Below are 25,384 nucleotides of genomic sequence, written 5' to 3'. Positions count from 1 at the left end.
CATCCATGCTGGCCTCCTTCCCAGCCAGCATCTTGAATCAGACGCCAGCTGATTTGGGAATCCCGCGATTCAGCTAAACCTCAACCCGCTCTAGGGCGAAAGCCCTTGCCCCCTACGGATCGCTTCGCGATCGTCTTCCCCCAAAGGGGGAAGAGCGCCCGGCGCAAGGCTCGGCCCCCTCTGGGGGCGGACAGGCGGCCAAGCCGCCAGGTGGGGGCAAGTGGAGAGCCCTATTCCGCCGCCAGCAACGGTGGCGGCGCCTCTTCGTCGTCAATCGCCTCGGGATCGCGCAGCAGCCATTCGGCGGCGGGCGGCTCGTGGCCCGCCCGGGTCCGCTCCGCCCGCATCATCAGGGCCAGCCAGCCGCTGCCTGCCGTCAGAAACACCATGATCGCCTCCGAAGCGCTCCGTCATTATTGAGAATGACTATCAATAACGACGGACGCAAGGCGTCTTTAGGGCCTCAGGCGGCTTCGGCCGCCGCGGCGGCCCTGCGCTTGGCGGCGGTCGCGCCGCGCTTCTTGGTCGCCGCTTCCAGGGTGACCTGGCGGCGCTTGGAGGCTTCAAGCTCAAGCACGGGCAGAACCTCCGCCGCGGCCAGCCTCTGGGCCGGGGTGCCCACGACGTCCAGGCGGCGGGCGTTGGCCAGGAGCGTCACCAGCTCCCGGTCGTTCAGCAGAGGAATCCGCTCGATCAGGGTCATGTCGTGCTCCTTGAAACTCAGCAATTCCCGCAGTAGCGCGAGAGAATTTGCTTAACGTTCAAGGCGTGGCTTGGGGTCCAAAACTATTCGCGATTCAAGTCGATTCACGAATTCACTTGCCGCACCCCCGAATGAAGGTCATGGTGGATTATCGAAATTCGCTGACGTTCGGCCTGCTTTTCCATGCTCTCCTTCGCGAGAGCGCCGGACGCGCCTCCCGATCTCCCAACGAAATTTGATCGTCGCGCGGAACGATTCCGCCGACGCCTATTGAACTGCAAGGACTACGACTATGGCTACCGGCACCGTGAAATGGTTCAACGGCACCAAGGGCTTCGGCTTCATTCAACCGGACGACGGCGGCGCCGACGTCTTCGTCCACATCTCGGCCGTTGAACGCGCCGGTCTGCGCGGCCTGGATGAAGGCCAGAAGATCACCTACGACCTGGAACAGGATCGTCGCAGCGGCAAGATGGCCGCTGGCAATCTGCAAGCCTAATCGGCTTATCAGGTTCGAGACATCGATGGGTCGGCGCCTGGCGCCGGCCCATTTTTCTTGCGCGCTTCCCACAGGGGCGTAACAGGGTTCGAAGGTTTAGGCAGCGAGCCCACAGCCCCCATGCGTCCAGCCCGCCTCCTCGCCCTCGTCCTGGCCGCCCTGAGCCTCTGCGCCTGCGGGTCGCTGTCGCGCCCGGCGTTCCAGGCCAGCGACCTGGCCGGGCCGCCGCCCAAGGGTCTGGCCGACATCCGCTTCAACGCCAGCGACAAGGACGCCGCCGTCCGGTTCGGCGACCCGGCCCGCAAGCGGGCCGTGGCCCAGCGCACCTTCGACGTGCTGGCCCTGTCGGGCGGCGGCTCCAACGGGGCCTATGGCGCCGGCGTGCTGGTCGGCTGGACCAAGCGCGGCGAGCGGCCCGAATTCGACATCGTCACCGGCGTCTCGACCGGCGCCCTGACCGCCCCGTTCGCCTTTCTCGGCCCCAGCTGGGACGACCGCCTGGCGGAGGCCTATACCGGCAAGGAAGCCGGCCGGATCCTCAAGCCGCGCGGCCTGGGCGTGCTGTTCCATCCCAGCTTCTACAGCAGCGCCGCCCTGCGCCAGCTGGTCGACGCCTATGTGACCGACGACATGCTGCGGGCCATCGTCGCCGAGCACAGGCGCGGCCGGCGCCTGCTGATCGCCACCACCAATCTCGACACCGAGGAGACGGTGATCTGGGACATGGGGGCGATCGCCAGCCGCGGCGACGAGGACTCCAAGGAGCTGTTCAAGCGGGTCCTGGTCGCCTCGACCAGCATTCCCGGCGTCTTCCCGCCCACCCTGATCGAGGTCCAGGGCAAGGGCCGCGAACTGTCGGAGATGCATGTCGACGGCGGAGTCACCATCCCGTTCTTCGTGGCGCCGGAGTCGCTGCTGCTGTGGACCGCCGCCAAGAACTCGGCCCGGCCGGGACGGATGTTCGTGATCGTCAACGGCAAGGTCGATGGCAGCTTCGGCTTCACCAAGGGCGGGGCCCTGTCGATCGTCGGCCGGTCATGGGACGCCATGAGCAAGGCCCTGATGCGCACCCACCTGGCGGCCAGCTACGGCTTCGCCCGGCGCAACGGCGGCCAGCTGTTCTACAGCGCCATCCCAGACAGCGCCGACGCCGACACCTCGGGCCTGGATTTCGACGCCAAGAACCGCGAGGCCCTGTTCCGGCTGGGCCGCGAACGGGCCGAGGCGGGCTGGGCCTGGGCCTTGCCGGACGACCCGAACGGCCCCTCCGACGTGCCGCCCGCCGCCCCCGCCCCGCCGGCGATCAGCGGCAAGTGACCCCAGGCTCTGTGGACAGTTGACGATCTTGGGCCGAATTCCTCGTCCTTCGACAAGCTCAGGATGAGGAATTCTACTCAACCGCCTCGCCAGTAGCCCTCATCCGGAGCCTGTCGAAGGACGAGGGCGGCGCCTCGACGCCAAACGGCCCGCTGGACCGAAGCCTGCTTGAAATATCAGAGCAGCGCTAGATCGCCTTAGCCTTGGACCAGGGCCTCGATCTTCTCGGACGCGGCGTCCAGGGCCTTTATGGCGCGGATCTCCACGCGGGTCTGTTCGGTCTGCAGGCGGGCCAGTTCCGACTGGGCGTGGGCCAGGCGCAGCTTCAGGTCCGACAGCTCGTCGGCCAGCAGCAGGGCGCCCATCAGGAACAGCCGCGTCTCGCCCAGCTGGCCGACGTCCTGGCTGACCTGGCGGACCTGGCGGTCGAACAGGCGGGCGATCTCCAGCAGATGGGCTTCCTGCCCGTCCTCGCAGCCGACGGTGTAGGGCCGGCCGTTCACCTGGATGGTCAGCTGGGCCATGGCTCAGGCCTCCCTTTCCGAGACGCCGTCGTCATCGTCGTCGAGACCGCCGAACAGGTCGCCGGCTTCAGCGCCCTCGTCCAGGTCGTCGTCATGGACGCCTTCGGTGATCAGGCTCTCGTCGCCGAGGGCGGCGCGGATCTCGGCGATGGCGCGGCCCAGGGCCTCGGAGGCCTGCTCGCCGGCCTCCTCCAGCGCCTTCTCGCGGGCCCGGGCCGCTTCCAGGTCCAGCGCCAGGCGCGCGGCCTTGGACTCCGCCAGGGCCTGGGCCTCGGCGTCGAACAGGCCCGGATCATCGGACGCGGCGCCCGAAGACGCCGCCGCGGCGGCGGCCGAAAACGCGGCGAGGCGCGCGGTGCGCTCGGCCGTGATCTTCTGCTCCAGCTGGCTGACGGCGCGCTCCAGGCGTCGCGCGGCCAGTTCGAGGGCGTTCCCTTCGCCCGGGGTCATCGGCATCGTCCAACGGTCATGCAGCGCAACATATAGACTGCGGCCTGCTTCGCCACCCGCCATGGCGACAATTGGGCGAGGAAACCGCACGGATAACAAGAGGTCGCCCGATGTGAGCGCTCGCACAGGTTTCTTGGGGTTGACTTCCCCGCCCCGCACCGCAAAACGCGCTGCAAAATCAAGGTAACGCCGGCTGCCTCGGCCGGACGCTCGTTAGGAGAAAGACCTCATGGCTCTTCGCGTCGCCATCAACGGCTTCGGCCGGATCGGACGTCTCGTCCTGCGTTCCATCGCCGAGCATGCCCGCCGCGACATCGAGGTCGTCGCCATCAACGACCTGGGCCCGGTCGAGACCAACGCCCACCTGCTGCGCTACGACAGCGTCCACGGCCGCTTCCCGGGCGTGGTCACCTCAGGCGAGGACTGGATCGACGTCGGCCTGGGCAAGATCAAGGTCACGGCCATCCGCAACCCCGAAGAGCTGCCGCACAAGGACCTGGGCGTCGACATCGCCTTCGAGTGCACCGGCATCTTCACCGCCAAGGACAAGGCCAGCGCCCACCTGAAGGCCGGCGCCAAGCGCGTGCTGGTCTCGGCCCCCGCCGACGGCGCCGACAAGACCATCGTCTACAAGGTCAACCACGAGACCCTGACCGCCGACGACATCGTCGTCTCGAACGGCTCCTGCACCACCAACGCCCTGGCCCCGGTGGCCAAGGTGCTGCAGGACCTGACCGGCATCGAGCGTGGCTACATGACCACGATCCACAGCTACACCGGCGACCAGCCGACGCTGGACACCATGCACAAGGACCTCTACCGCGCCCGCGCCGCGGCCCTGAGCATGATCCCCACCTCGACCGGCGCCGCCAAGGCCCTGGGCCTGGTGCTGCCGGCCCTGAAGGGCAAGCTGGACGGCTCGTCGATCCGCGTCCCCACTCCGAACGTCTCGGTCATCGACCTGAAGGTCGTGCCCTCGCGCGACACCACGGTCGACGAGGTCAACGCCGCCCTGCAGGCCGCCGCCGACGGCCCGATGAACGGCGTGCTGTTCACCACCAAGGACCCGCTGGTCTCGTCGGACCTCAACCACATCGCCGCCAGCTCGACGGCCGCCCTGCCCCAGACCCAGGTCATCGAGGGCAAGCTGGTCCGCGTGCTCAGCTGGTACGACAACGAATGGGGCTTTGCGACGCGGATGAGCGACACCGCTCTGGAAATGGCGAAGTTCCTGTAAGGGCGCGTTGAGGGAGTTGGTCATGTCCGAGACCGCCACTCCCCCTATCGCCGGCGTTGCCTACGTTCCGTCATCGGCTCAGCCGGTGACGGAATGGAGCGCCGTGATCTATAAGGAGTTCCAGCACTGGCCTGCCGCTCGGTCTGGGCATTGGGAATGGTGGAACCAGGATTACCTCGTTCTTCGGATCGGATCTCATCTCGGCGACGCGGTCGAGGAAGTCCTCATCGACACCTGCGACGACGAGCTGACAGTCACCTTCGGCTATTGGGAAACCCACCTGCCGGACGACGGTCTCAGCGACGACACCGACTCCTTTAGAGCTGCGAACGTGGCAAAGGAGCTGATCGTAGATTGGCTAGCGGGCAAGACAGCGACCGCGATCTACTTCAGCGCCGCCGACAAGTGGTGCGGTTCTAAGTATCTCGAAAATCCCCACGACCTCTCAGGCCTGGCGGATATCGCCTGGATTGAGAGCTTCAACCCCACGCGAGTCGAAGTACGAAGAGCGCGAAAAGCCGACTGGCGCTTCTTCGACATCATCGACGGAAACCTGCAAGACACGCCTCGGCAGCCCGAGCGCGGGTCCCAACCGTAAGAGACACCCATGCCCTTCCGCACTCTCGACACCGCCGATCTCGCCGGCAAGCGCGCCCTGGTCCGGGTGGACTTCAACGTGCCGGTCGACGGGGGAAAGATCACCGACGACACCCGCCTGCGCGCGGCCCTGCCGACCATCCACTACCTGTCGACCAAGGGCGCCAAGGTGATCCTGCTGGCCCACTTCGACCGCCCCAAGGGCAAGGTGGTGCCGGAGATGAGCCTGGCCTTCGTCGCCGAGCCCCTGGGCAAGCTGCTGGAGCAGCCGGTGGCCTTCGCCGGCGACTGTGTCGGCCCGGCCGCCGCCGAAGTCGTCAACGCCCTGGAGAACGGCGGCGTGGCCCTGCTGGAGAACGTGCGCTTCCACGCCGGCGAGGAAAAGAACGATCCCGCCTTCGCCGCCCAGCTGGCGGAAAACGGCGACCTCTATGTCGACGACGCCTTCAGCGCCGCCCACCGCGCCCACGCCTCGACCGAGGGCCTGGCCCGCATCCTGCCGGCCTATCCGGGCCTGGCCATGCAGCGTGAGCTCGACGCGCTCGACGCCGCCCTGGGCAACCCGAAGAAGCCGGTGCTGGGCATCGTCGGCGGCTCCAAGGTCTCGACGAAGCTCGACCTGCTCAACAACCTGGTCGCCAAGCTGGACCGCCTGGCGATCGGCGGCGGCATGGCCAACACCTTCCTGTTCGCCCAGGGCCACGACGTCGGCGGCAGCCTCTGCGAAAAGGACCTGGCCGACACCGCCCGCCAGATCATCGCCACCGCGGAGAAGAGCGGCTGCGAACTGCTGCTGCCGATCGACGTGGTCGTGGCCAAGAAGGTCGCGCCCGGCGTCGACGCCGAAACCCGCGAGCTTTCGCAGGTCCAGGCCGACGACCTGATCCTGGACGCCGGCCCCAAGAGCGCCCAGCGCCTGATCGAAGCCATGGACTCAAGCCAGACATTGATCTGGAACGGCCCTTTGGGCGTTTTCGAGGTGCCTCCCTTCGACGAAGCGACCGTTTCGGCGGCAAAATACGCCGCCAAACTCGCCAAGTCGGGTAAGATCGTGGCCGTCGCGGGCGGGGGTGATACCGTGGCGGCGTTGAACCACGCCGGTGTTTCGGGCGATTTCACCTTCGTCTCGACCGCCGGCGGCGCGTTCCTGGAATGGATGGAGGGCAAGACGCTTCCCGGCGTCGCCGCCCTGGAGATTTAGAGAGGAAACCAAACTTTCCGGGTCCCCACGGACCGCTCATCCCGGCGAATGCCGGGACCCAGATCCATCTGGAGCGGCTCGTGGGCTTCACCTGGGTCCCGGCATTCGCCGGGATGAGCGGGTTTAAAGAGACCCAGGGCAAAGAGCGCATCAGCGCCGAGCCCCAACAACAAGAAACCACCCAATCACTTCACGCTTGCAGGAGAACACCACGTGGCGAGGATCACGCTAAGACAGTTGCTGGATCATGCGGCGGAGCATGACTATGCGCTGCCGGCTTTCAACATCAACAACATGGAACAGGGCCTGGCGATCATGGAGGCGGCGGAAGCCGTCAACTCCCCGGTCATCATCCAGGCGTCGCGCGGGGCGCGCAGCTACGCCAACGACATCATGCTGGCCCGGATGATCGACGCCCTGGCCGAGATCTATCCCAACATCCCGGTGTGCATGCACCAGGACCACGGCAACGGCCCGGCCACCTGCGCCACGGCGATCCAGTACGGCTTCACCTCGGTGATGATGGACGGTTCGCTGATGGAGGACGCCAAGACCCCCGCCACCTATGAGTACAATGTCGAGGTCACCCGCAAGGTGGTCGAGATGGCCCACGCCTGCGGCGTGTCGGTCGAGGGCGAGCTGGGCGTGCTGGGCTCGCTGGAAAGCGGCATGGGCGAGGCCGAGGACGGCCACGGCTTCGAGGGCGTGCTCAGCCATGACGAGCTGCTGACCGATCCCGACCAGGCGGTCGAATTCGTCGAGCGCACCGGGGTCGACGCCCTGGCCATCGCCATGGGCACCAGCCACGGGGCCTACAAGTTCACGCGCAAGCCGGACGGCGACGTCCTGGCCATGAACGTGATCGAGGAGATCCACCAGCGCCTGCCCAACACCCACCTGGTGATGCACGGCTCGTCGTCGGTGCCCCAGGACCTGCAGGACATCATCAACCAGTATGGCGGCGCCATCCCCCAGACCTGGGGCGTGCCGGTCGAAGAGATCCAGCGCGGCATCAAGCACGGCGTGCGCAAGGTCAATGTCGACACCGACAACCGCCTGGCCATCACCGGCGCGATCCGCAAGATCCTGACCGAGAAGCCGCACGAGTTCGACCCGCGCGCCTATCTCAAGCCCGCCAAGGAGGCCATGCGCCAGGTCTGCCAGGACCGCTTCGTGCAGTTCGGCTCGGCCGGCCATGCCGACAGGATCAAGCCGCTGTCCACCGCGACCATGGCCAAGCGCTACGTGTCCGGCGAACTGAACGCCAAGTTTGGCGCCGCAGCGAAGAAGGCGGCGGCGGAGTAGGGCGTAGCTTAGCTCTTCTTCTCAACCGTCATTCCGGGCCTTGTGCCCGGAATGACGGATCAAATTTGGTGAGAAGAGGCCCCTAGCCCCTCGGCGGATAGACGTGCGCCCCGCCGTTCGGGTCTTCGACCTCGCCGGCCCTGGCCAGGTAGTCCGGTCCGATCGGCACCTTGCCGTGGCCGTCGGGGATGTCGAGCACGTAGGTCGGCTGGCACAGGCCCGAGAAGCGGCCGCGGATGGCGCGCATCAGGGCGCGGCCTTCCTCGACAGTGGTCCGCAGGTGGGCGGTGCCGGGCGCGTGGTCGCCGTGGTGCAGGTAGTAGGGCCGGATGCGGTTCTCGACGAAGCCGCGCATCAGGGCGCCCAGGGTCTCGGGATCGTCGTTGACGCCCTTCAGCAGCACGGTCTGGCTCAGCATCGGGATCCCGGCGTCGACGATCCGGGCGATGGCGGCCCGCGCCGCCGCCGTCAGCTCGCGGACATGGTTGGCGTGCAGGGCCACATAGACCGTCTTGCCGCTGGCCTTCAGGGCCGCGACCATGTCGTCGGTGACCGCCACCGGGTCGACCACCGGCACACGGGTGTGGAAGCGCACCACCTTGACATGGTCGATGGCCGCCAGCCGCCGGCCCAGGTCGGCCAGACGGCGCGGCGACAGCACCAGCGGGTCGCCGCCGGTGACGATCACCTCCCAGATCTCGGGATGGGCCGCGACATAGGCGAAGGCGGCGTCCAACTGCTCCGGCGACAGGTTGGCCGCCCCGCCGGGCCCCACGACCTCGCGGCGGAAGCAGAACCGGCAATAGACCGCGCAGGTATGGGTGGGCTTGAGCAGCACGCGGTCGGGATAGCGGTGGACGATCCCCTCGACCGGACTGTGGACCGCGTCGCCGATCGGGTCGGCGACCTCGCCCGGGTTTTCCAGCAGCTCGGCCGCGTCGGGCAGGAACTGGCGGGCGATCGGGTCGCTTTCGTTGGCCGGGTCTATGAGCTCGGCCATGGCCGGGGTGATCGCCACCGTATAGCGCGCCGCCACCGCCTCCAGCGCGGTCAGGCGCTCGGGGGCGACCAGGCCGGCCTGGGCCAGGTCGGCGGCGCTGCGAAGGGTGCGGGCGGCGGTCATGCGGCGCGGGATATGGCCGATTAGGCCGCCCGGGGCAATGCGGCGGGCCCAAACGACATTCAAGGCCCTGCGTGGTCCCCGTCCTTCGACAGGCTCAGGATGAGGACCAGTTACAGGCCCGACGAATAGAAAACCTCATCCTGAGCCTGTCGAAGGACAAGGTTTTCGCCCCCCCCGAGCCGGACGTCGATCCGCCTCAGCCGAGGTCCTCGACGAACGTGCGGCGCCGGGTCTCCACCGCGCCCTTCAGCAGCCTCCGGAACGTGGGGCATTCCATGTGGCTGGGCGCGGGGCAGGCGGCGGCGTGGCGCAGGCCGTCGCGCAGCGCGGAGAGGCGGCGGACCGTCCGGTCCAGGGCGTCGGCCTTGGCCGCCAGCTGGGCGCGGTCCAGGCGCGGCCGGCCCGCCTCGTCGACCATGCCGGCGATCTCGTCCAGCGAGAAGCCGGCCGTCTGGGCCAGGGCGATCAGCGACAGGCGCTCGATCACGCCGGGCTCGAACAGGCGCTTGAGCCCCCGCCGCCCGACCGAGGCGATCAGCCCCCTCTCCTCATAGTATCGGAGCCTGGACGCGGCCATGCCGGTGGCGGCGGCGACCTGGGCGATGTCGAGACGTTTCACCATTGACCTCAAGTGGACTTGAAGTCGTAGCTTCCCCCAAGCCCGACGTCGAAGGCAAGGAGGATCGCGTGACGCAGCCGCAAGCCAACCAGGCCCAGGCCGAGCTCTGGAACGGCCAGGCCGGCCGCAATTGGGTGGAGCAGAACGCGCTGCTCGATCGCCTGCTCGAGCCGCTCGTGCCGCCGCTGGTCGAGGCCGTCCGCCGCCAGGGCGCGCGGGACGTGCTCGACGTCGGCTGCGGGGCCGGCGCGACCACCTTCGCCGTGGCGGACGCCCTGGCGGGCCAAGGCCGCTGCACGGGGCTGGACCTTTCCGTCCCGCTGATCGACCTGGCCCGGCGGCGGGCGGCCGAGATCGGGGCCGACAACGCCGAGTTCGTCGCCGCCGACGCCCAGCTCCACGCCTTCCCGCCCGCCCGCTTCGACGCGGTGATCTCGCGGTTCGGGGTGATGTTCTTCGACGACCCGGTCGCCGCCTTCGCCAAACTGCGGCGCGCCGCGCGACCGGACGCGGGTCTGGCCTGCGTCGTCTGGCGCGGGATCGAGGACAACCCGTTCATGACCGCGGCGGAACGCGCGGCCGCGCCGCTGCTGCCCGAGCCGCCGCCGCGCGCGCCGGACGCGCCGGGCCAGTTCGCCTTCGCCGATCGCCAGCGGGTGAGCGGGATCCTGACGGCGGCCGGTTGGCGCGAGGTCGACCTCCAGCCGCTCGACATCGCCTGCGAGATGCCGGCCGACGACCTGGCGACCTACGCGGTCCGCATGGGGCCGGTGAGCCTAGCGCTGCCGACCCTGGAGCCGGATCGCCGCGACGCGGTGATCGAGGCCGTGCGGCGGGGCTTCGAGCCCTTCGTCTCCGACGGCGTGGCGCGGTTCACCGCGGCGTGCTGGATGATGACGGGACGGGCCTAGGGTCCCCCGCCCCACCACCGGCGCCCCGACGCCCGCCGAACGCGACCTGACCGATCACCGCAGAATCGCTGGATAAGCGTTTTCGAATGGAGCGCCCGACGATGAAACTGATCTCCACCCTGGTGCTCGCGGCGGCGGTGATGTTGGGCGGGAGCGCGGCCCTGGCCGAGACGCGATATCTGGTCGGGACCTACAGCGCCGATGGCCACGGGGGTATGTCGCTGCTGAAGTTCGACGCGGCGACCGACCGTTTCACCGCCGTGCGGACCTTCGCCGACGTCGAGAACGCCTCGTTCGCGCTGCACGACGCCAAGACCGGGCGGCTCTACGTCACCGACGAGATCGAGAGCGCCGGGCTGGTGGGCGCCTACAGGCTGTCGCCCGACGGCCAAACGCTGAAGCCCCTGGCCGTCCAGCCGTCCGAGGCCGGCGCGCCCTGCTACCTGGCCCTCAGCCCCGACAAGAGCCACCTGGCCGTGGCCAACTATTTCGGCGACGTGGTGGCGGTTTTCCGCCTCGACCCGGCCACCGGCGCGCTCCTGCCCGGCCCCCAGGTGTTGCATGCGGCCGGCGAGCCGAAGGCCGCGTTCGAAGCCGGCCACGCCCACTGGGTTCGGTGGTCGCCGGAGGGGGACCGTCTATATGTCAGCGACCTGGGGCACGACGAGATTCGCACCTATCCCTACGACGCCAGGTCCGGCACGGTCGGCGCCCCGACCGTCGCCGCCGCCCTGCCCAAGGGGTCGGGACCGCGCCACATGGCCTTCCATCCCAGGGGCCGCTTCGCCTATGTGGTCACCGAATACGCCAACACCGTCGTCGCCTTCGCCCGCGCGCCGGACGGAACCCTGACCGCCCTGCAGACCGTCAACACCCTGCCGGCCGATTTCGCCGGCAAGAACCAGGCGGCGCACCTGGCGATCAACGCCGCCGGCGACGTGCTCTATGTGTCCAACCGCGGCCACAACTCGATCGCCAGCTTCCGCATCGGCGCGGACGGCGGGCTGACCCCTTTGCAGACGATCGCGACGGGGGGCGACTGGCCTCGGTTCTTCCTGCTGGACGAGGCGCAGAAGCGCCTGTTCGTGGCGCACCAGCGCAGCAATGACATCGTCGTGTTCCACGTCGCGGCGGACGGCCGGCTGACGGCGACCGGCAAGCGGTTTGAGATGTCACGTCCGGTGATGATGATCCCCCTGCCGTAGGGTCGGAGCGAAGGGTCCTACTCCGCCACCGGCGTCCACAGCACCTGGTCCACCCGCGACGCGCCCGCCGCCAGCATCACCAGGCGGTCGAAGCCCAGGGCCGAGCCGGAGGCCTGGGGCATGAGCGCCAGGGCCGCCAGGAAGTCCTCGTCCAGCGGATAGCGTTCGCCATAGACCCGGGCCTTCTCCTCCATCTCGGCCTCGAAGCGGCGGCGCTGCTCGCCGGCGTCGGTCAGCTCGCCGAAGGCGTTGGCCAGCTCGACCCCGCAGGCATAGAGCTCGAACCGCTCGGCCACGCGCCGGTCGCCGGGCTTGGGGCGGGCCAGGGCGGCCTCGGCGGTCGGGTATTCGCAGAGGATCGTCGCCCGGCCGATCCCCAGGTTCGGCTCGACCTTCTCGACGATCACCCGGCTGAACACGTCGGCCCAGGTGTCGTCGTCGGCAACGCGGATCCCCGCCGCTTGCGCCGAGGCGGCCAGGGTGTCGCGGTCGGTCTCGCCACCTGGCCCGATCGAGGCCAGCAGATCGACGCCGGCGTGCCGCGCGAACGCCTCCGCCACCGTCACCCGCTCGGGCGCGGCGAGCGGATCGCAGACCTGGCCTCGAAACCGGAATTCCCGGGTCCCCGCGGTTTCGGCCGCCAGGGCCAGCAGGGCCGCGCAGTCGTCCATCAGCGCCTGGTAGGGCTCGCCGACCCGGTACCATTCCAGCATCGTGAATTCAGGATGGTGCAGCGCCCCGCGCTCGCGGTTGCGCCAGACCTTGCCGAAATCGAAGATCCGCCGCTCGCCCGCCGCCAGCAGCTTCTTGCACGAAAACTCCGGCGAGGTGTGCAGGTAGAGCGGCGCGCTGTCCCCCGACAGCGTCAGGGCGGCGGTCTCGAAGGCGTGCAGGTGGGCCTCGTTGCCGGGCGAAACCTGCAGGGCCGCGGTCTCGACCTCCAGGAAGTCACGCGCCTCGAACCAGGCCCGGAACGCGGCCTTGATCCGGTTGCGGACCAACAGGAACGGCCGCCGGTCGGCGTGGTTTTCGGGCCGCCACCAGGGCGAGGAAGAGGCTGTCGGCACGGGAAACGCTCTGGTCGGGCTGGCGAACTTGGCGAGGATCGCTATAGGAGGGCGATATCCAACGCAAATTCGCGCGGCTTCGGGCCGCCGCGGGATCAAGGACGAACTCGTGACTAAAGTTGCCGCCAGCTCGCTGAGGAAGGGTTCCGTCGTCGATATGGACGGCAAGCTCTACGTGGTCCTCAACGCCGAAAACATCCATCCCGGCAAGGGCACGCCGGTCACCCAGCTGAACATGCGCCGCATCTCGGACGGCGTGAAGGTGTCGGAACGCTACCGCACGACCGAGCAGGTCGAGCGCGCCTTCGTCGACCAGCGCAACCACACCTTCCTGTACCAGGACGGCGAGGGCTATCACTTCATGAACCCGGAAACCTACGACCAGCTGGTGGCGTCCGAAGAAGTGGTCGGCGACCTGGGCGCCTACCTGCAGGAGGGCATGACCGTCCAGCTGTCGACCCACAACGAGGTGCCGATCGCCCTGGAACTGCCCCGCACCGTGGTGCTGGAGATCGTCGACACCGAACCGTCGGTGAAGGGCCAGACCGCCTCGTCGTCGTACAAGCCCGCCGTGCTCAGCAACGGCGTGCGCACCATGGTCCCGCCGTACATCGCCGCCGGCACCAAGGTGATCATCCTGACCGAGGACGGCTCGTACCAGGAACGCGCCAAGGACTAAGCGTCGGGTCGGAGAGGCGAACACTCGCCCCCTCCGGGCCTGCGGCCCTCCTCCCCCAAAGGGGGAAGAGCTTCATGTTGAAGGCTCCGCCCCCTATGGGGGCGGACAGACCGCGAAGCGGTCAGGTGGGGGCAAGCGGCTCACCATCTCAAAACCCACCTCCCCACCACCGCCCCCAGCGCCCCGGTTCCCAGCACCCCCAGGGTGTACCAGGTCCCGACGAACACCATGGTGCTCTCGCCGCAGTGCAGGCCGTAGACCGTGGCCGCCACCCCGCCGGCGAAGGCGCCGGCCGCGAAGCCGGTCAGGGCCGGACGGGTCGGGGCCATGCCGCGCAGCACGATCAGCGTCGCCGCCAGGCCGGGCAGGGCCAGGGCGAGGATGTTGCGGCAGCAGACCTTCCAGGATCCGCCCATCATCATCAGCCGCCGGTGCTCGCCGTCGGCGGCCAGCCATTGGCCCAGGCCCAGGCCGACGAACACCGCCAGCACCAGGGCCCCGAACAGCAGCGCCTTCTTCGGCGCGCCTTCGGGCCGGGCTAGGCGTTCCAGGGCCCAGAAACCGGCCACGCCCAGCAGGGCGGTGTAGGCGGCCTTCATCCAGAACATCCGGCCGGCCATGGCGTCCATCAGGTCGTGGCGCGTCCCCAGCCAGGCCAGCACCAGCACCAGGGCCGCCAAGGCCCCGGCCGCGGCGACGCCCAGGAAGCGGCGCGGCACCGCCCCGGCCCGAACCGGACGCGGGTCGGCCGCCAGTTGATCGATCAGATCATCCGTCCGCACGGCCGCGCATCCTTTCTCCCAGGCTCTTCAACGCCCGGTGCAGGGCGACCTTGGCCGCGCCCTCCGAGACCCCGGCTCGCTCGCCGGCCTGGGCCAGGCTGAGCCCCTCGATCTTGACGTCGCGCACCAGCCTGCGCTGGCGTTCGGGCAGGGTCTCCAGCGCCCGGTCCAGGTCCATGGCCGAGCCCGGCTCGGGCGCGTAGGCGGCCAGCACCTCGACATAGTCGTCGATCGGCAGGGCCATCCGCACCTTGCGCCGCCGCCAGTGGTCGATCAGCTTGTAGCGCGCCAGGGCGAAGGCCCAGGGGGTGAACGGCTGGGCGCGATCGTAGGTCGCGCGCCGCGTATGCACCGCCATCAGGGTCTCCTGCACCAGGTCCTCCACATCGCCGGGCGCGTCGCGCATGCGGCGCTCGAAATAGACGCGGAGCCGGCCGCCCAGCTGGGACAGCAGAAGCCGATAGGCCGGGGCGTCGCCGTCCAGGCCCAGCAGCATCAGCGCCTTCAGGGCGGCTTCGGTATCCGTCACGCCTCCCCCTTGTTCGCGCGAGACGGACGGATGGTTACACGCGCCCGCGCGCGACGGGAAAGGGGCTTTCGTCGCCGGCGCGCCCGGCGCCGCATTTTTTGTTCGAGGGCTGGTGTAACCTTTGGCCGTATCCGTCCGTAACTCCCCTCTGACCGCGCAGGACGGGCCGACGAACGGCGCCGGGCGCGGCCGGACCCAGACGAAGGAAACGTCCCCATGCAACGCACCCCCGCCCTCGCCCTCGCCGCCGTGTTCGCCCTGAGCGCCGGCGCCGCCATGGCCCGCGACGACATGAAGCCGGCCAAGACCGAGATGGAAAAGTGCTACGGCGTGGCCAAGGCCGGCCAGAACGACTGCAAGGCCGGCGCCGGCACCTCTTGCGCGGGCACCTCCAAGGTCGACTATCAGGGCGACGCCTGGAAGAAGGTCGCCAAGGGAACCTGCACCAGCATCAAGACCCCGAACGGCACGGGCTCGCTGACGCCGAAGGCCTAGTTTCCGCCCCCGTTGTCATCCCGGCCAGCCCCTGCGGGCTTCCGGGATGACAGCCCTTTCGCCTCCCGGAAGACGGCCATGCCCCCCACCGCCGGTCTCGGCCTCAAGCCGCAGCACTATGCCGAGGCGCTCGCCAGCGACGCCAAGGGCCTGTGGTTCGAGGTCCATCCCGAGAACTACATGGCCGCCGGCGGGCCGCGACTGCGCTGGCTGGAGGCGATCCGCGCCCGCCGTCCGCTGTCGCTACATGGCGTGGGCCTGTCGCTGGCCGCCGACGTCGATCCGGATCCCGGCCACCTCGCCGCCCTCAAGGCCCTGGCCGACCGGTTCGCGCCGTTCGTGGTCTCCGAGCACCTGGCCTGGAGCGCCTGGCGCGGCGTTCACCAGCCCGACCTGCTGCCCTTTCCCCGCACCCGCGCCGCCCTGGACCGCATCGCCGCCAACATCGGCCGCGCCCAGGACGTCCTTGGGCGGACGATCCTGGTCGAGAATCCGTCCCTGTACCTGCCGCTGACCGGCCACGACCTCGACGAGACCGAATTCCTGGCCGAGCTTACCCGGCGTACGGGCTGCGGCCTGCTGGTCGATGTCAACAACGTGTTCGTCAGCGCCAGCAACCTGGGCTACGCGGCCGAAACTTATCTGGACGCCCTGCCCGCCGACGCCATCGGCGAGATCCACCTGGCCGGCCACGGCGCAGATGAAGGCGGTTCGGCCCTGCTGATCGACACCCACGGCGCGCCGGTGGCCGAGCCTGTCTGGGCGCTGTACCGCCGCCTGATCGACCGCATCGGCCCCCGCCCCACCTTGATCGAGCGCGACGACGACATTCCCGCTTTCGATGAGCTGATGGCCGAGCGCGACCGGGCGCATCGGATGCTGCTGGGGACAGGCGCATGCGCCTGTCCCCATGCCGAGCCGGCCCATGTCTGAGCTCGCCGCCTTCCAGGACGCCTTCGTCGCCGCTCTCGCCGAGCGCACCGCCGCGCCCATCGCCGGCTGGCTGCCCGAAGACGACACCGAGCTCGCCGGCCTGGCCGTCTATCGCAACACCATCGCCAAGGGCTGCGTCGACGCCCTGGCGGCCAATTTCCCGACCGTGGCCAGCCTGGTCGGCGACGACTGGTTCCGTGCAGCGGCCGCCCTGTTCGCCCGGGAGCATCCGCCCGCCACCGCCGCCCTGCTGGCCTATGGCGAGGCCTTCGCCGACTGGCTGGCGCGTTTCCCGCCGGCCGGCGACCTGCCCTACCTGCCGGCCATGGCCCGGCTGGACTGGATGTGGACCACCGCCCTGTTCGCGCCGGAGGCTCGGCCTCTCCCGGCCGAGGCTTTCGCCCTGGCCCCGGACGTCCTGGCCGCCGCCCGTCCGCGCCTGCATCCCAGCCTGGCCTTCGCCTGGTTCCACAGCGGGCTGCCCGGCCTATGGCTGGCGGCCCGCGAGCCGGAGCCGGGTGAGATGACGCTGGCCGAGGACCCACAGGGCGTGCTGATCGTCCGCCCCGAGGACACGGTCCACAGCCGCCTGCTCGACGCCGCCGGCTTCGCCTTCCTGGCCGCCGCCCGTGACGGCGCCAGCCTGGGCGAGGCGATCACCGCCGCCGCCCACGCCGATCCCGCCGCCGACCTCGCAACCCTGTTCGCCGCCCTGATCGCCGACGGCGTGTTCGTCGGCCTCGACCTTGGAGACTCCGCGTGACCGACCAGACCCTTATCTCCGCCGCCGCCCGGCCCTGGAGCCGGCCGTTCGACGGCCTGGCCGCCGTGGCCCGCCGGGCCCTGCCCGACGACCTGCTGGCCCTGGTCGCCCGCCTGGGCGTCGCCTCGGTGTTCTTCCTGTCGGGCCGCACCAAGGTCGACGGGATCCTGCACATCACCGACGGGACCTATTCGCTGTTCGCCGACGACTACGCCCTGCCGTTGATCCCGCCGGACGTCGCCGCCCACCTGGCCACCTACAGCGAGCATCTGTTCTCCATCCTGCTGGTGCTGGGCCTGTTCACCCGGCTCTCGGCCCTGGCGTTCCTGGGCATGACCCTGGTGATCGAGGTGTTCGTCTATCCCGACGCCTGGAGCACCCACCTGTCCTGGGCGGCGATCCTGCTGTTCCTGGTCGCCCGGGGCGGCGGGAAGTGGAGCCTGGATCGGGCGCTGGGGATCAAGTAGGCGCCCCGTCGCCTACCATCCCCCGTACCGCGGCCCGAACCGACGCCGCAGTTCGGCCACCTCGCGCTCGGCGTCGCGGGCGGCCCAGTCGGCGCGGCGGCCGTCCTCCACCGCCTGGCGGCGTTCGGCCCGCAGGCGGTTCAGGCGGTCGCGCAGCTCGTGCTTCTGCTCGTCGTTCAGCTTGGGATTCTTCAGCTCGTCCTCGACGCCGCGCGCCTCGCGATCGCGCTTCTCGGCCCGATGGTCGGCGCTGTCGCGGTCCGACTCCGCCTGGCTGAGGCGCGAGACGGCGTCATGGACCAACTGCCCGTCGGCATAACCCACGAGGAAGCCGCGCTCGCTGCCCTTCGGGCAGACCCCGGCATAGCCATTGCCGTTGCGCGCTTCGTCGAAGCCGCGGTCCGGGGTGCAATAGAGCTTCAGCCCCTGGTCGCGGGCCGCGAAATACGGCGCCGCCTCCGGAACGACCCCCGCCTTGGCGCAGGCCTTGGCGTGCTCGTCCAGGCGGCTCTGCGGACGGCCCGCCTCGCCGTCCTTGAAGCCGACGCCGGCCCAGTCGCCCTGCAGGCAGGCCTCCTTGCTCATGGTGGCGCAACTGGCCGACAGCATTCCGCCAGCCAGGATCGGGATCAACAGGAACGGACGCATGCGAAAACTCCCCCAGAGGTTGTCGGGAGGAGCTAAAGCTTGGCCGCCTGAACGGTCAATGAACCAAATTCAGTGAACCGTGTGGCGCGGGCGCTTCCACAGTTCCTCGGTCAGGGCGTTGGCGAAGCCCAGCCAGCCCAAATAGGGGCTGTTGAAGCCCGAGGCAGGGGCCACCAGCTTGCGGGCCTGCAGGGCATAGGCGCCCGAGGCGGCCAAGGACGCCGTGGCCGCTCCCAGCTGTCCGCCCACCCGCTTGGCGCCGAGGGCCAGCCACAAGGCGTTGAAGCCCTGGACCAGGCTCCAGAGGGTCAGCGCCCGGGTGCGGGTGGGGCTGGATGGCGCGTTCCAGATGCGCAGGCCCGACAGGGTCATGGCGATGAACAGCGGCGGCAGGATCAGGCTGGTCAGCATCTTGGGCTGGTGGGCGACCGGCTCGTGCATCTCGGCGTAGCCGACCGCATATTCCTCGTCGTCAATCAGCCGCTCGTGCCGACGGCCCAGGACCGTCGACAGCAGGATCGCCCCGCCGGCCACCGCCAGGCCCAAGGCGATCTGGGCGCCGGCCGTCGCGGCGGTGTCGGCCTTGGCGTCGATCTCGAACGACTCGCGGCCGGCGTGGGTCCGCCTCCCGTGGGATTTGCCGTTCGGGATATGCATGACGGAACTCCTCGCTAAACATGCTTGTAACCGTCTAGCTGGACCTTGGTTCCCAAGCGGGGCAACGGTTTGTGAGGTCGTCATGGTCGCGCTCCGCGAGGCGGCGCGAGTGTTCACCGTGCGGGCCGCTTGTTGGTCCTCCCCTCGTGGGGAAGGATCTCTGCGCCCAGCCTGAGCCCTACGCCGGCAGTTCCCCCACGGCGCTCTGCAGGTAGTTCTGCTCGCCCAGCGACTTGACCAGGCCCAGCTGCATCTCGAGGAAGTCGATGTGCTCCTCGGTGTCGCTGAGGATCTCGCGCAGCAGCTCGCGGCTGACATAGTCGCGGGCGGTCTCGCACTGGATGATGCCGGGGATCAGAGTCTCGCGGCCGCCCAGCTCGACCGACAGGTCGCTGGCCAGGCACTCGGGCACGGTCTCGCCGATCTTCAGCTTGTGCAGGTCCTGCAGGTTGGGCAGGCCTTCCAGGAACAGGATGCGGTTGATCAGCTTGTCGGCGTGCTTCATCTCGCCGATCGACTCGTCATAGGTGATCTTGCCCAGGCGCTTGAAGCCCCAGTTGTCGTACATCCGCGCGTGCAGGAAGTACTGGTTCACCGCCGTCAACTCATTGGTGAGCACCGCGTTCAAGAGCCGGATGATGCCGGGATCGCCTTGCATGGCGGCCTCCTCAGATTAAGATTCGGCGCGACCGTGCTCGATCGGAACGCGAGCTTCAACCGCTATGTGTGCAAGTGTTTCTCAGCCTCACGGAAAAGCGTGAGACTGCTTCGCGATAACGGCTTTTGGCGGTTTTCGGCCGATTATTCGGCGGCGTAGGCCAGGGCTTCGCGGCTGTCCTGGATCATCTGACGCATCTCGCAGACGCACTTGGCGCACTGGGCCTGGCAGCCCTTGTGACGGAACACCTCGGCCGGGCGGGTGGCCCCGGCGTCGATGGCGGCGCGGACTTCCCGCTCGCGAATGCCGTTACAGTTGCAGACGTACAAGGAAACGCTTCCCGCCGAATGATTGTCATTCTCATGTAGCTCAGGCGCGAGGCTTTTGCAACTGACTCGCAGTGCGACAAATGGGGACAGGCCCATGCGCCTGCCCCCGACCGTAGCTCAGCCCCTCGCCCCTTCCGGCAAATCGGCGTAATCGCTCCCCATGACCGACTGCCGCCTCTATCTGATCACTCCGCCGGCCCTGGACGACCTGGCCGCCTTCGGCCGCGACCTGGCCGCCGCCCTGGACGGCGGCGACGTCGCCGCCCTGCAGATCCGGCTGAAGGACGCCCCCGACGACGTGATCGCCGCCGCCGTCCAGGCGCTGAGCCCCATCGCCCGGTCGCGCGACGTGGCCGTGATCCTCAACGACCGTCCGGACCTGGCCGCGCGCCTCGGCTGCGACGGCGTCCATGTCGGCCAGAGCGACACGCCCTACAAGGAGGCCCGCAAGATGATGGGCCCGGGCGCGATGATCGGCGTCACCTGCCACGACAGCCGCCACCTGGCCATGGAGGCCGCTGAGGCCGGCGCCGACTATGTGGCCTTCGGAGCCTTCTTCCCGACCACGACCAAGGACGCCCCGACCAGCGCCGATCCCGAGATCCTGTCGATCTGGCAGGAGACCATGGAGGTCCCCTCGGTGGCGATCGGCGGGATCACCGCCGCCAACGCCGCCGGCCTGGCCACGGCCGGGGCCGACTTCCTGGCCGTCTCGGCCGGGGTCTGGAAACACGCCGGCGGCCCGGCGGCCGCTGTCGCGGCGATCAACGCCGCCATCGCCCAGGGCCTCGCGGCGCGCGCCGGCGCTCAGGGCGGATAACACCGTTCTTCGACCTTGCCGCTCAAGCTTGTCGGGCGTAGCCTCTCCCCAGTGATAAGAATACGGGGAGGACGCCCATGTGGCGGCTTGGTCTGTGTTTGCTCGGCGTCACCGCCCTGGGCCTGGCGACGGCCGGCCCGACCCGGGCGGAAAACTGGAAGCCCTCGCCCGGCGAGGCCAAGATCTTCTACGACGCCGATTTCATGCGGGTGGACCAGACGTCCGGCCTGATCGTGGTGCGCATCGCCGAGGGCAGGCCCAACGGCCCCTACAAGGCCTGGCCGGCCGGCAAGGGTCCGATCATGGTCTTCGCCCTGGACTGCGCTACCGACAAGTGGATCGACCTGGGCATGGATTTCACCGGCGATCAGGGCCTGCCCAAGGGCTGGCGCACCGGCGAGAAGATCGAGGACATCAAGGGCGCCGCCGGCGGCGCGGGCCGCGTGGCCTGCGAGACCAAGGACAGCCTGCCGAAGGTGAGCCTGCCTTAAATACACCCTCTCCTCTCCGGGAGAAGGTGACAAGAGTCACCCGCGCCAGCGGATCCAGGCGTCCTGTACCACGTCCTCGGCCTCGGCCCGCGAACCCAGCATGCGGTGGGCCGAGCCGGTCATGGCCCCGTCGCGAACGCCGCGCCCAGCCCTCTCGCGCGGTCCCTCAGCGCCCAGCCCAGGATCAGGGCGCAGGCTAGGTCGGGGCCCTGATGTCGCGTACGAAGTGGTCGTCCAGCGGTCCGGTCTCGCCCCCCCCGGCACGCGCGGATACCATCAGGCCGAGGCCAGCATCATCACCGCGCCGTCGACAGCAAGGAGCGCGGGCAGGATCCACTTCACCCGTCGCATCGTGGTCGCCCTCCGTTGTTTGAGGACAGGACGAGACAAGCCGCCAAAACGTGCCATGGCCGGGGGACAGTCGGCGGCCATTGCTCGCCAGCGAAAATCCCGGCAGCTTGAACGCCTTGAAATGGTGTACGACAGGATACGGACTACATGCCGACGCGATGGAAATTGATCGCCCTCGCGTTGGTGGCGATCATTGTGTGCTTTCTCCTCGTTCCGCCGCTTGCGACGCTAGAGGTGAAGGTCAGCTTGCCCTCGGCGACCGTGGTCACCTCCGAAGATCTCGCCGATCAAACCACCACATGGATCGGCAAGGCGCTCCTGTCAGCCTTCGCTCTGTTGATACTGGGCGTGCTGGCCTGGGTGGCGCGGCACCTCTATCGCCGCGACCGCAAACCGGACGCCTGAGCCGCGGCAAAATCCCCTCGCCTTGCTTTCAGCGGCCCAGGCGACTAGGTATCGCGCCCACTTTCCCGATCTTTCTATCCGCCCGCACGCCTATCCCCCGCCGTCGCCGCCTTTTTCAAGGATGGGACGCTGCGTAGGGGGACCTTTGAAGGACACTTTCGATTGGCCACCGCTTCCGCCCTCCTGAACGTGATGATCGACGCCGCTCGCAAGGCGGCCCGCGGCCTGGCCCGTGACTTCGGCGAAGTCACCGAGCTGCAGGTGTCCAAGAAGGGGCCCGCCGACTTCGTCACCGCCGCCGACCAGAAGGCCGAGCAGGTGATCTTCGAGATCCTGGAGAAGGCCCGCCCCGGCTACGGCTTCCTGGGCGAGGAGCGCGGCCTGGTCGAGGGCACCGACAAGACCCACACCTGGATCGTCGACCCGCTGGACGGCACCACCAACTTCCTGCACGGCATCCCGCACTTCGCCGTCAACATCGCCCTGCAGCGTGAGGGCGAGGTGGTGGCCGGCGTCACCTACAACCCCATCACCAACGACCTGTTCTGGGTCGAGAAGGGCAAGGGCGCGTTCCTCGGCGCCGAGAAGCGCCTGCGCGTCGCCGCCCGCCGTCACCTGGACGAAACCATCCTGGCCACCGGCGTTCCGTTCCTGGGCAAGCCCGGCCACGCCCAGTTCCTCAAGGAGCTGCACCAGATCAGCCAGAAGGTCGCCGGCGTGCGCCGCTTCGGCTCGGCGGCCTTGGACCTGGCCTGGGTGGCGGCCGGCCGCTTCGACGGCTACTGGGAGCGCAACATCAAGCCGTGGGACGTGGCGGCCGGCGTGCTGATGGTCACCGAGAGCGGCGGCAAGGTCTCGACCATCGAGGAGCACGGCGACCCGATCGGCGGCGCCTCGATCGTCGCGGCCAACCAGGAACTGCACCCGCAGGTTCTGGAGCGGCTGCGAGCGGCGGCGGGATAAGGGACCAAACAAAAACGCCCCGGGCTCGTCGAGCCCGGGGCGTCTTCGTATTGGTCTAGCAAGCCCTAACGGCAGACGGTCCGTTCGTAGACCGAGCCGCTCCAGCGGTCGTAGTCGCGGGTGGTCCAGCAGTCACGGCCGTAGCCATAGCCCCGGCCATAGCCGTAACCGTAGGGGCGTCCATAGCCGTAGGGACGGTCATAACCATAGCCGTAATAGCGGGGCGGGGGCGGCGGCGGGGCGTAGCCGTAGCTGTAGCCACGGCGATAATGGTCGTTGTTGTTGCCGGCGATCGCCGCGCCCAGGGCCAGGCCGACGATGCCGCCGGCGATAGCCACGCCCACGTCGTTGTCGCGATGGTGATGGCGGCCGCCGTAATAGCCGCCGTGGCGATAGCTCTGGGCCGAGGCGGCGCTGGCGCCGGCGACCATGGCCAGGGCCGCGACACCGGCGGCGACTTGGCCGATCGTGGTCTTCAGATTGCGGGTCATGACGCTGTTCCTTCCTGGAGGAGGCGTTCGGATACGTTCCCTCTCCATGTTGCGATCATCCTCCGGCCCGGCGGCTGAACGCAGGCTGAACGGAGCCGTCAGCTTCGCCCCCGCCTGAAACCCTAAATCCTTGAAAGAAGCCGATTGATTCACCTTTCTGCGCGAGGATGCCGCCAGGACGGCGCCCAGAACGGGCGACGACAGGCTTGAAGGCGACCAGGCGATGTCCAGGAACGTGGCTTACGCGGCCGGCGAGGATCTGCAGATCCTGTCGTTCGAAGTCGGGACCCAGACCTATGGGGTGCCCGTGGGCGCGGTCCGCGAGATACGCGGCGTGACCCCGGCCACCCCGCTGCCCGACGCGCCGCCCTATGTGCGCGGCGTGATCAACCTGCGCGGCCAGGTGATGCCGGTCATCGACCTGTCCGAACGCCTGGGCAAGGGCGTGGCCGCCGACAGCGCCCGCCAGGTGATCATCGTGGTCGAGCACCACGACGACGTCGCCGGCCTGCTGGTCGACGCGGTCTGCGACAGCTTCATCGTCCCGGCCGACGCCATCAGCCCCCCGCCGCCTTTGGGCGAGGACGCCGCCTCGCCCCTGGTCTCGGCGGTGATCACCACCGAGGCGGCAATGATCGTGCTGCTGGCCGTGGAGGCCATCCTGCCCGAGCGCAAGGTGGCGATCGCGGCCTAGGGCCAGGTTGGGGACAGGCGCATGCGCCTTGTCCCCGGTCGCGCCACCCTCGCCAAACATTTGTTTCAATAGCCCCTTCCTTCGTCCCCCGCCCTGCCGCTAGGGTCTCCCGCAACAACCAGGGAGATCGCCGATGAAGGCCGCCGTTCTGCGCGAGGTGGGCAAGCCGCTCACGATCGAGGAGGTCTCGATCGGCAAGCCGGGTCCGCGCGAGGTGCTAATCCGCACCAAGGCCGCCGGGGTCTGCCATTCCGACCTGCACTTCGTCGAAGGCTCCTACCCCCATCCCCTGCCCGCCGTGCTGGGCCACGAGAGCGCCGGCGTGGTCGAGGCCGTCGGCTCGGAGGTCCGCACCGTCAAGGTCGGCGACCACGTGATCACCTGCCTCAGCGCCTATTGCGGCCACTGCGAGGTCTGCCTGACCGGCCATATGAGCCTGTGCGTCAGTCCCGAGACCAAGCGCGCCAAGGGCGAGGAGCCCCGCCTGTTCCGCGAGGACCTGTTGGGGTCAAATGGGGAAAGAACCAGCGATACCAAGATGGCCCAGTTCCTGAACCTGTCGTCGTTCGCCGAGCAGATGCTGGTGCACGAGCACGCCTGCGTGGCCATCCGCCGCGACATGCCGTTCGACCGCGCCGCCCTGATCGGCTGCTCGGTGATGACCGGGGTCGGGGCGGTGATCCACACCTCGGGCGTGCGGCCCGGCGAGACCGTGGCCGTGATCGGCTGCGGCGGGGTGGGCCTGGCGACGATCAACGGCGCGGCCATGGCCGGCGCCGGCCGGATCATCGCCATCGACCGCATCCCCTCCAAGCTGGCGCTGGCCAGGTCGTTCGGGGCCACCGACGTGATCGACGCCGGGGCCGACGACCCGGTCAAGGCGGTGCAGGACCTGACCGGCGGCGGCGTCCACCACAGCTTCGAGGCCATCGGCCTGAAGGTCACCGCCGAGCAGGCGTTCAGGATGCTGCGCCGGGGCGGCACCGCCAACATCATCGGCATGATCCCCGTGGGCACGATGATCGAGCTGCACGGCCCCGACTTCCTGGGCGAGAAGAAGATCCAGGGCAGCTTCATGGGCTCCAACCGCTTCCCGGTCGACATGCCCCGCCTGGTCGACGCCTATATGGGCGGCAAGCTGAAGCTGGACGAACTGATCTCGCGGCGGATCCGGCTGGAAGACGTCAACTCGGCCTTCGACGAACTGAAGCGCGGCGAGCTGGCGCGGTCGGTGATCGTGTTCGAGTGATCGTGACGCGGCTCCCACCCCATTTCGACCGTCATCCCGGGCCTTGTGCCCGGGCCCCCTGGTTCAGCTGACACGAGAGACGCAAGCGGTTCGCTGGCGAACCGCCCCTTCCGCACCCGCGGCGGGCAGAGCGACTGTCTGGATGGTCAAGCCGGTACGAAGGCGGCGCGAGCATCCCTGGCCTTGGCGTTGAGGCGGACCAGGAGCTTTCGGGCGACAGCG

At 68.9% G+C, this 25,384-nt stretch carries 33 protein-coding genes and 1 pseudogene; 19 read left to right on the top strand and 15 right to left on the bottom strand.

All coding sequences use genetic code 11. The features are described from left to right. Window positions 1-230: 230 nt before the first annotated feature. Window positions 231-389, bottom strand: a complete 159-nt coding sequence (locus tag EV278_RS24155; RefSeq protein ID WP_165916755.1) for a hypothetical protein — start codon at window positions 387-389, stop codon at window positions 231-233. Between the two features lie 74 nt (window positions 390-463). Continuing rightward, entirely contained in the window at window positions 464-703 is a 240-nt protein-coding gene (locus EV278_RS23265; protein ID WP_132096512.1) for a hypothetical protein, read from the bottom strand. Between the two features lie 292 nt (window positions 704-995). On the opposite strand from EV278_RS23265, the gene EV278_RS23260 reads away from it, so the two are divergent. Continuing rightward, the gene (locus EV278_RS23260; protein ID WP_029908363.1) at window positions 996-1,202 is read left to right on the top strand and encodes a cold-shock protein; all 207 of its coding nucleotides are present in this window, start codon (window positions 996-998) and stop codon (window positions 1,200-1,202) included. Window positions 1,203-1,322: 120 nt separating this feature from the next. Then, a complete protein-coding gene (locus EV278_RS23255) occupies window positions 1,323-2,519 on the top strand; it encodes a patatin-like phospholipase family protein (RefSeq protein WP_132096510.1) in 1,197 nt (398 codons plus the stop codon). Window positions 2,520-2,716: 197 nt separating this feature from the next. On the opposite strand, the gene EV278_RS23250 is transcribed toward EV278_RS23255, so the two are convergent. Beyond that, the gene (locus tag EV278_RS23250; RefSeq protein ID WP_012284839.1) at window positions 2,717-3,043 is read right to left on the bottom strand and encodes a cell division protein ZapA; all 327 of its coding nucleotides are present in this window, start codon (window positions 3,041-3,043) and stop codon (window positions 2,717-2,719) included. Window positions 3,044-3,046: 3 nt separating this feature from the next. Then, window positions 3,047-3,493 carry a hypothetical protein gene (locus EV278_RS23245; RefSeq protein ID WP_243692305.1) on the bottom strand — a complete coding sequence of 149 codons (447 nt, stop codon included), beginning with the start codon at window positions 3,491-3,493 and terminating at the stop codon, window positions 3,047-3,049. A gap of 229 nt (window positions 3,494-3,722) precedes the next feature. On the opposite strand from EV278_RS23245, the gene gap reads away from it, so the two are divergent. The 4 genes from gap to fba all read left to right on the top strand — a co-directional run bounded on the left by gap (window position 3,723) and on the right by fba (window position 7,833). Continuing rightward, window positions 3,723-4,730 (top strand): type I glyceraldehyde-3-phosphate dehydrogenase, encoded by a 1,008-nt coding sequence (gene gap, locus EV278_RS23240; RefSeq protein WP_132096506.1) that lies wholly within the window; start codon window positions 3,723-3,725, stop codon window positions 4,728-4,730. Window positions 4,731-4,752: 22 nt separating this feature from the next. Beyond that, window positions 4,753-5,328, top strand: a complete 576-nt coding sequence (locus EV278_RS23235) for a hypothetical protein (RefSeq protein ID WP_132096504.1) — start codon at window positions 4,753-4,755, stop codon at window positions 5,326-5,328. Between the two features lie 9 nt (window positions 5,329-5,337). Beyond that, a complete protein-coding gene (locus EV278_RS23230) occupies window positions 5,338-6,528 on the top strand; it encodes a phosphoglycerate kinase (RefSeq protein WP_132096502.1) in 1,191 nt (396 codons plus the stop codon). 213 nt (window positions 6,529-6,741) lie between these two features. Beyond that, a complete protein-coding gene (gene fba / locus EV278_RS23225; protein ID WP_132096500.1) occupies window positions 6,742-7,833 on the top strand; it encodes a class II fructose-bisphosphate aldolase in 1,092 nt (363 codons plus the stop codon). A gap of 82 nt (window positions 7,834-7,915) precedes the next feature. On the opposite strand, the gene EV278_RS23220 is transcribed toward fba, so the two are convergent. Together EV278_RS23220 and EV278_RS23215 are read right to left on the bottom strand one after the other, a co-directional pair. Then, window positions 7,916-8,956, bottom strand: coding sequence for a lysine-2,3-aminomutase-like protein (locus tag EV278_RS23220; RefSeq protein WP_132096499.1), 1,041 nt, complete (start codon window positions 8,954-8,956; stop codon window positions 7,916-7,918). A gap of 196 nt (window positions 8,957-9,152) precedes the next feature. Beyond that, window positions 9,153-9,578, bottom strand: coding sequence for a helix-turn-helix domain-containing protein (locus tag EV278_RS23215; RefSeq protein ID WP_243692304.1), 426 nt, complete (start codon window positions 9,576-9,578; stop codon window positions 9,153-9,155). A gap of 65 nt (window positions 9,579-9,643) precedes the next feature. On the opposite strand from EV278_RS23215, the gene EV278_RS23210 reads away from it, so the two are divergent. Continuing rightward, complete coding sequence (locus EV278_RS23210; protein ID WP_132096495.1) at window positions 9,644-10,486, top strand: class I SAM-dependent methyltransferase; 843 nt, start codon at window positions 9,644-9,646, stop codon at window positions 10,484-10,486. Window positions 10,487-10,587: 101 nt separating this feature from the next. Next, complete coding sequence (locus EV278_RS23205) at window positions 10,588-11,691, top strand: lactonase family protein (protein ID WP_165916754.1); 1,104 nt, start codon at window positions 10,588-10,590, stop codon at window positions 11,689-11,691. Between the two features lie 17 nt (window positions 11,692-11,708). Here EV278_RS23205 and epmA read toward each other — a convergent pair whose 3' ends face one another. Then, the gene (epmA, locus tag EV278_RS23200; RefSeq protein WP_132096491.1) at window positions 11,709-12,758 is read right to left on the bottom strand and encodes an EF-P lysine aminoacylase EpmA; all 1,050 of its coding nucleotides are present in this window, start codon (window positions 12,756-12,758) and stop codon (window positions 11,709-11,711) included. A gap of 109 nt (window positions 12,759-12,867) precedes the next feature. Between epmA and efp the strand changes: the two genes are divergently transcribed. After that, window positions 12,868-13,437 carry an elongation factor P gene (gene efp, locus EV278_RS23195; protein WP_132096490.1) on the top strand — a complete coding sequence of 190 codons (570 nt, stop codon included), beginning with the start codon at window positions 12,868-12,870 and terminating at the stop codon, window positions 13,435-13,437. Window positions 13,438-13,577: 140 nt separating this feature from the next. On the opposite strand, the gene EV278_RS23190 is transcribed toward efp, so the two are convergent. Both EV278_RS23190 and EV278_RS23185 read right to left on the bottom strand, forming a co-directional pair. After that, a complete protein-coding gene (locus tag EV278_RS23190; protein ID WP_132096488.1) occupies window positions 13,578-14,219 on the bottom strand; it encodes an NrsF family protein in 642 nt (213 codons plus the stop codon). Beyond that, entirely contained in the window at window positions 14,206-14,748 is a 543-nt protein-coding gene (locus tag EV278_RS23185; protein ID WP_132096486.1) for a sigma-70 family RNA polymerase sigma factor, read from the bottom strand. The genes EV278_RS23190 and EV278_RS23185 overlap by 14 nt, the downstream gene beginning before the upstream one ends. 216 nt (window positions 14,749-14,964) lie before the next feature. Between EV278_RS23185 and EV278_RS23180 the strand changes: the two genes are divergently transcribed. The 4 genes from EV278_RS23180 to EV278_RS23165 all read left to right on the top strand — a co-directional run bounded on the left by EV278_RS23180 (window position 14,965) and on the right by EV278_RS23165 (window position 17,406). Next, a complete protein-coding gene (locus EV278_RS23180; protein ID WP_132096484.1) occupies window positions 14,965-15,243 on the top strand; it encodes a DUF2282 domain-containing protein in 279 nt (92 codons plus the stop codon). 78 nt (window positions 15,244-15,321) lie between these two features. Next, complete coding sequence (locus tag EV278_RS23175; protein WP_132096482.1) at window positions 15,322-16,176, top strand: DUF692 domain-containing protein; 855 nt, start codon at window positions 15,322-15,324, stop codon at window positions 16,174-16,176. Continuing rightward, window positions 16,169-16,939: a DNA-binding domain-containing protein gene (locus EV278_RS23170; RefSeq protein WP_132096480.1), complete on the top strand. Its 771-nt coding sequence runs from the start codon at window positions 16,169-16,171 to the stop codon at window positions 16,937-16,939. The genes EV278_RS23175 and EV278_RS23170 overlap by 8 nt, the downstream gene beginning before the upstream one ends. 56 nt (window positions 16,940-16,995) lie before the next feature. Next, entirely contained in the window at window positions 16,996-17,406 is a 411-nt protein-coding gene (locus EV278_RS23165) for a DoxX family protein (RefSeq protein ID WP_243692306.1), read from the top strand. 12 nt (window positions 17,407-17,418) lie between these two features. Here the strand turns inward: EV278_RS23165 and EV278_RS23160 are convergent, their stop codons facing one another. From EV278_RS23160 to EV278_RS23145, 4 genes are all read right to left on the bottom strand, one after another. Next, window positions 17,419-18,054 (bottom strand): DUF2799 domain-containing protein, encoded by a 636-nt coding sequence (locus EV278_RS23160; protein ID WP_132096478.1) that lies wholly within the window; start codon window positions 18,052-18,054, stop codon window positions 17,419-17,421. 69 nt (window positions 18,055-18,123) lie between these two features. Next, window positions 18,124-18,711 carry a TspO/MBR family protein gene (locus tag EV278_RS23155; protein WP_132096476.1) on the bottom strand — a complete coding sequence of 196 codons (588 nt, stop codon included), beginning with the start codon at window positions 18,709-18,711 and terminating at the stop codon, window positions 18,124-18,126. Window positions 18,712-18,889: 178 nt separating this feature from the next. Next, complete coding sequence (bfr, locus tag EV278_RS23150; RefSeq protein ID WP_132096474.1) at window positions 18,890-19,369, bottom strand: bacterioferritin; 480 nt, start codon at window positions 19,367-19,369, stop codon at window positions 18,890-18,892. A gap of 143 nt (window positions 19,370-19,512) precedes the next feature. After that, window positions 19,513-19,698, bottom strand: a complete 186-nt coding sequence (locus EV278_RS23145; RefSeq protein WP_007661891.1) for a bacterioferritin-associated ferredoxin — start codon at window positions 19,696-19,698, stop codon at window positions 19,513-19,515. 160 nt (window positions 19,699-19,858) lie between these two features. Here EV278_RS23145 and thiE point away from each other — a divergent pair, with 160 nt between their 5' ends. Both thiE and EV278_RS23135 read left to right on the top strand, forming a co-directional pair. Then, window positions 19,859-20,518, top strand: coding sequence for a thiamine phosphate synthase (gene thiE, locus EV278_RS23140; RefSeq protein WP_132096472.1), 660 nt, complete (start codon window positions 19,859-19,861; stop codon window positions 20,516-20,518). Between the two features lie 77 nt (window positions 20,519-20,595). After that, window positions 20,596-21,009 (top strand): hypothetical protein, encoded by a 414-nt coding sequence (locus EV278_RS23135; protein ID WP_132096470.1) that lies wholly within the window; start codon window positions 20,596-20,598, stop codon window positions 21,007-21,009. 39 nt (window positions 21,010-21,048) lie between these two features. Here the strand turns inward: EV278_RS23135 and EV278_RS23130 are convergent. After that, window positions 21,049-21,132: pseudogene (locus tag EV278_RS23130) on the bottom strand (sigma factor); the annotation flags it as partial. Window positions 21,133-21,507: 375 nt separating this feature from the next. On the opposite strand from EV278_RS23130, the gene EV278_RS23125 reads away from it, so the two are divergent. Then, the gene (locus EV278_RS23125) at window positions 21,508-21,765 is read left to right on the top strand and encodes a hypothetical protein (protein ID WP_132096469.1); all 258 of its coding nucleotides are present in this window, start codon (window positions 21,508-21,510) and stop codon (window positions 21,763-21,765) included. 162 nt (window positions 21,766-21,927) lie between these two features. Further along, a complete protein-coding gene (locus tag EV278_RS23120; RefSeq protein WP_165916753.1) occupies window positions 21,928-22,728 on the top strand; it encodes an inositol monophosphatase family protein in 801 nt (266 codons plus the stop codon). A 65-nt stretch (window positions 22,729-22,793) separates the two neighbouring features. On the opposite strand, the gene EV278_RS23115 is transcribed toward EV278_RS23120, so the two are convergent. Then, on the bottom strand, window positions 22,794-23,219 hold the full coding sequence (locus tag EV278_RS23115) for a hypothetical protein (protein ID WP_132096467.1): 426 nt from the start codon (window positions 23,217-23,219) through the stop codon (window positions 22,794-22,796). 223 nt (window positions 23,220-23,442) lie between these two features. Between EV278_RS23115 and EV278_RS23110 the strand changes: the two genes are divergently transcribed. Continuing rightward, window positions 23,443-23,913 (top strand): chemotaxis protein CheW, encoded by a 471-nt coding sequence (locus EV278_RS23110; RefSeq protein ID WP_132096465.1) that lies wholly within the window; start codon window positions 23,443-23,445, stop codon window positions 23,911-23,913. 133 nt (window positions 23,914-24,046) lie between these two features. After that, on the top strand, window positions 24,047-25,162 hold the full coding sequence (locus EV278_RS23105) for a Zn-dependent alcohol dehydrogenase (protein ID WP_132096463.1): 1,116 nt from the start codon (window positions 24,047-24,049) through the stop codon (window positions 25,160-25,162). Window positions 25,163-25,384 lie beyond the last annotated feature (222 nt).

This window comes from Caulobacter sp. BK020, from assembly GCF_004342605.1.
In the GTDB taxonomy this organism is placed as follows: domain Bacteria; phylum Pseudomonadota; class Alphaproteobacteria; order Caulobacterales; family Caulobacteraceae; genus Caulobacter.
The sequence above is the reverse complement of the archived record's forward strand: the minus strand, read 5'-3'. Positions and strand labels throughout refer to the sequence as shown.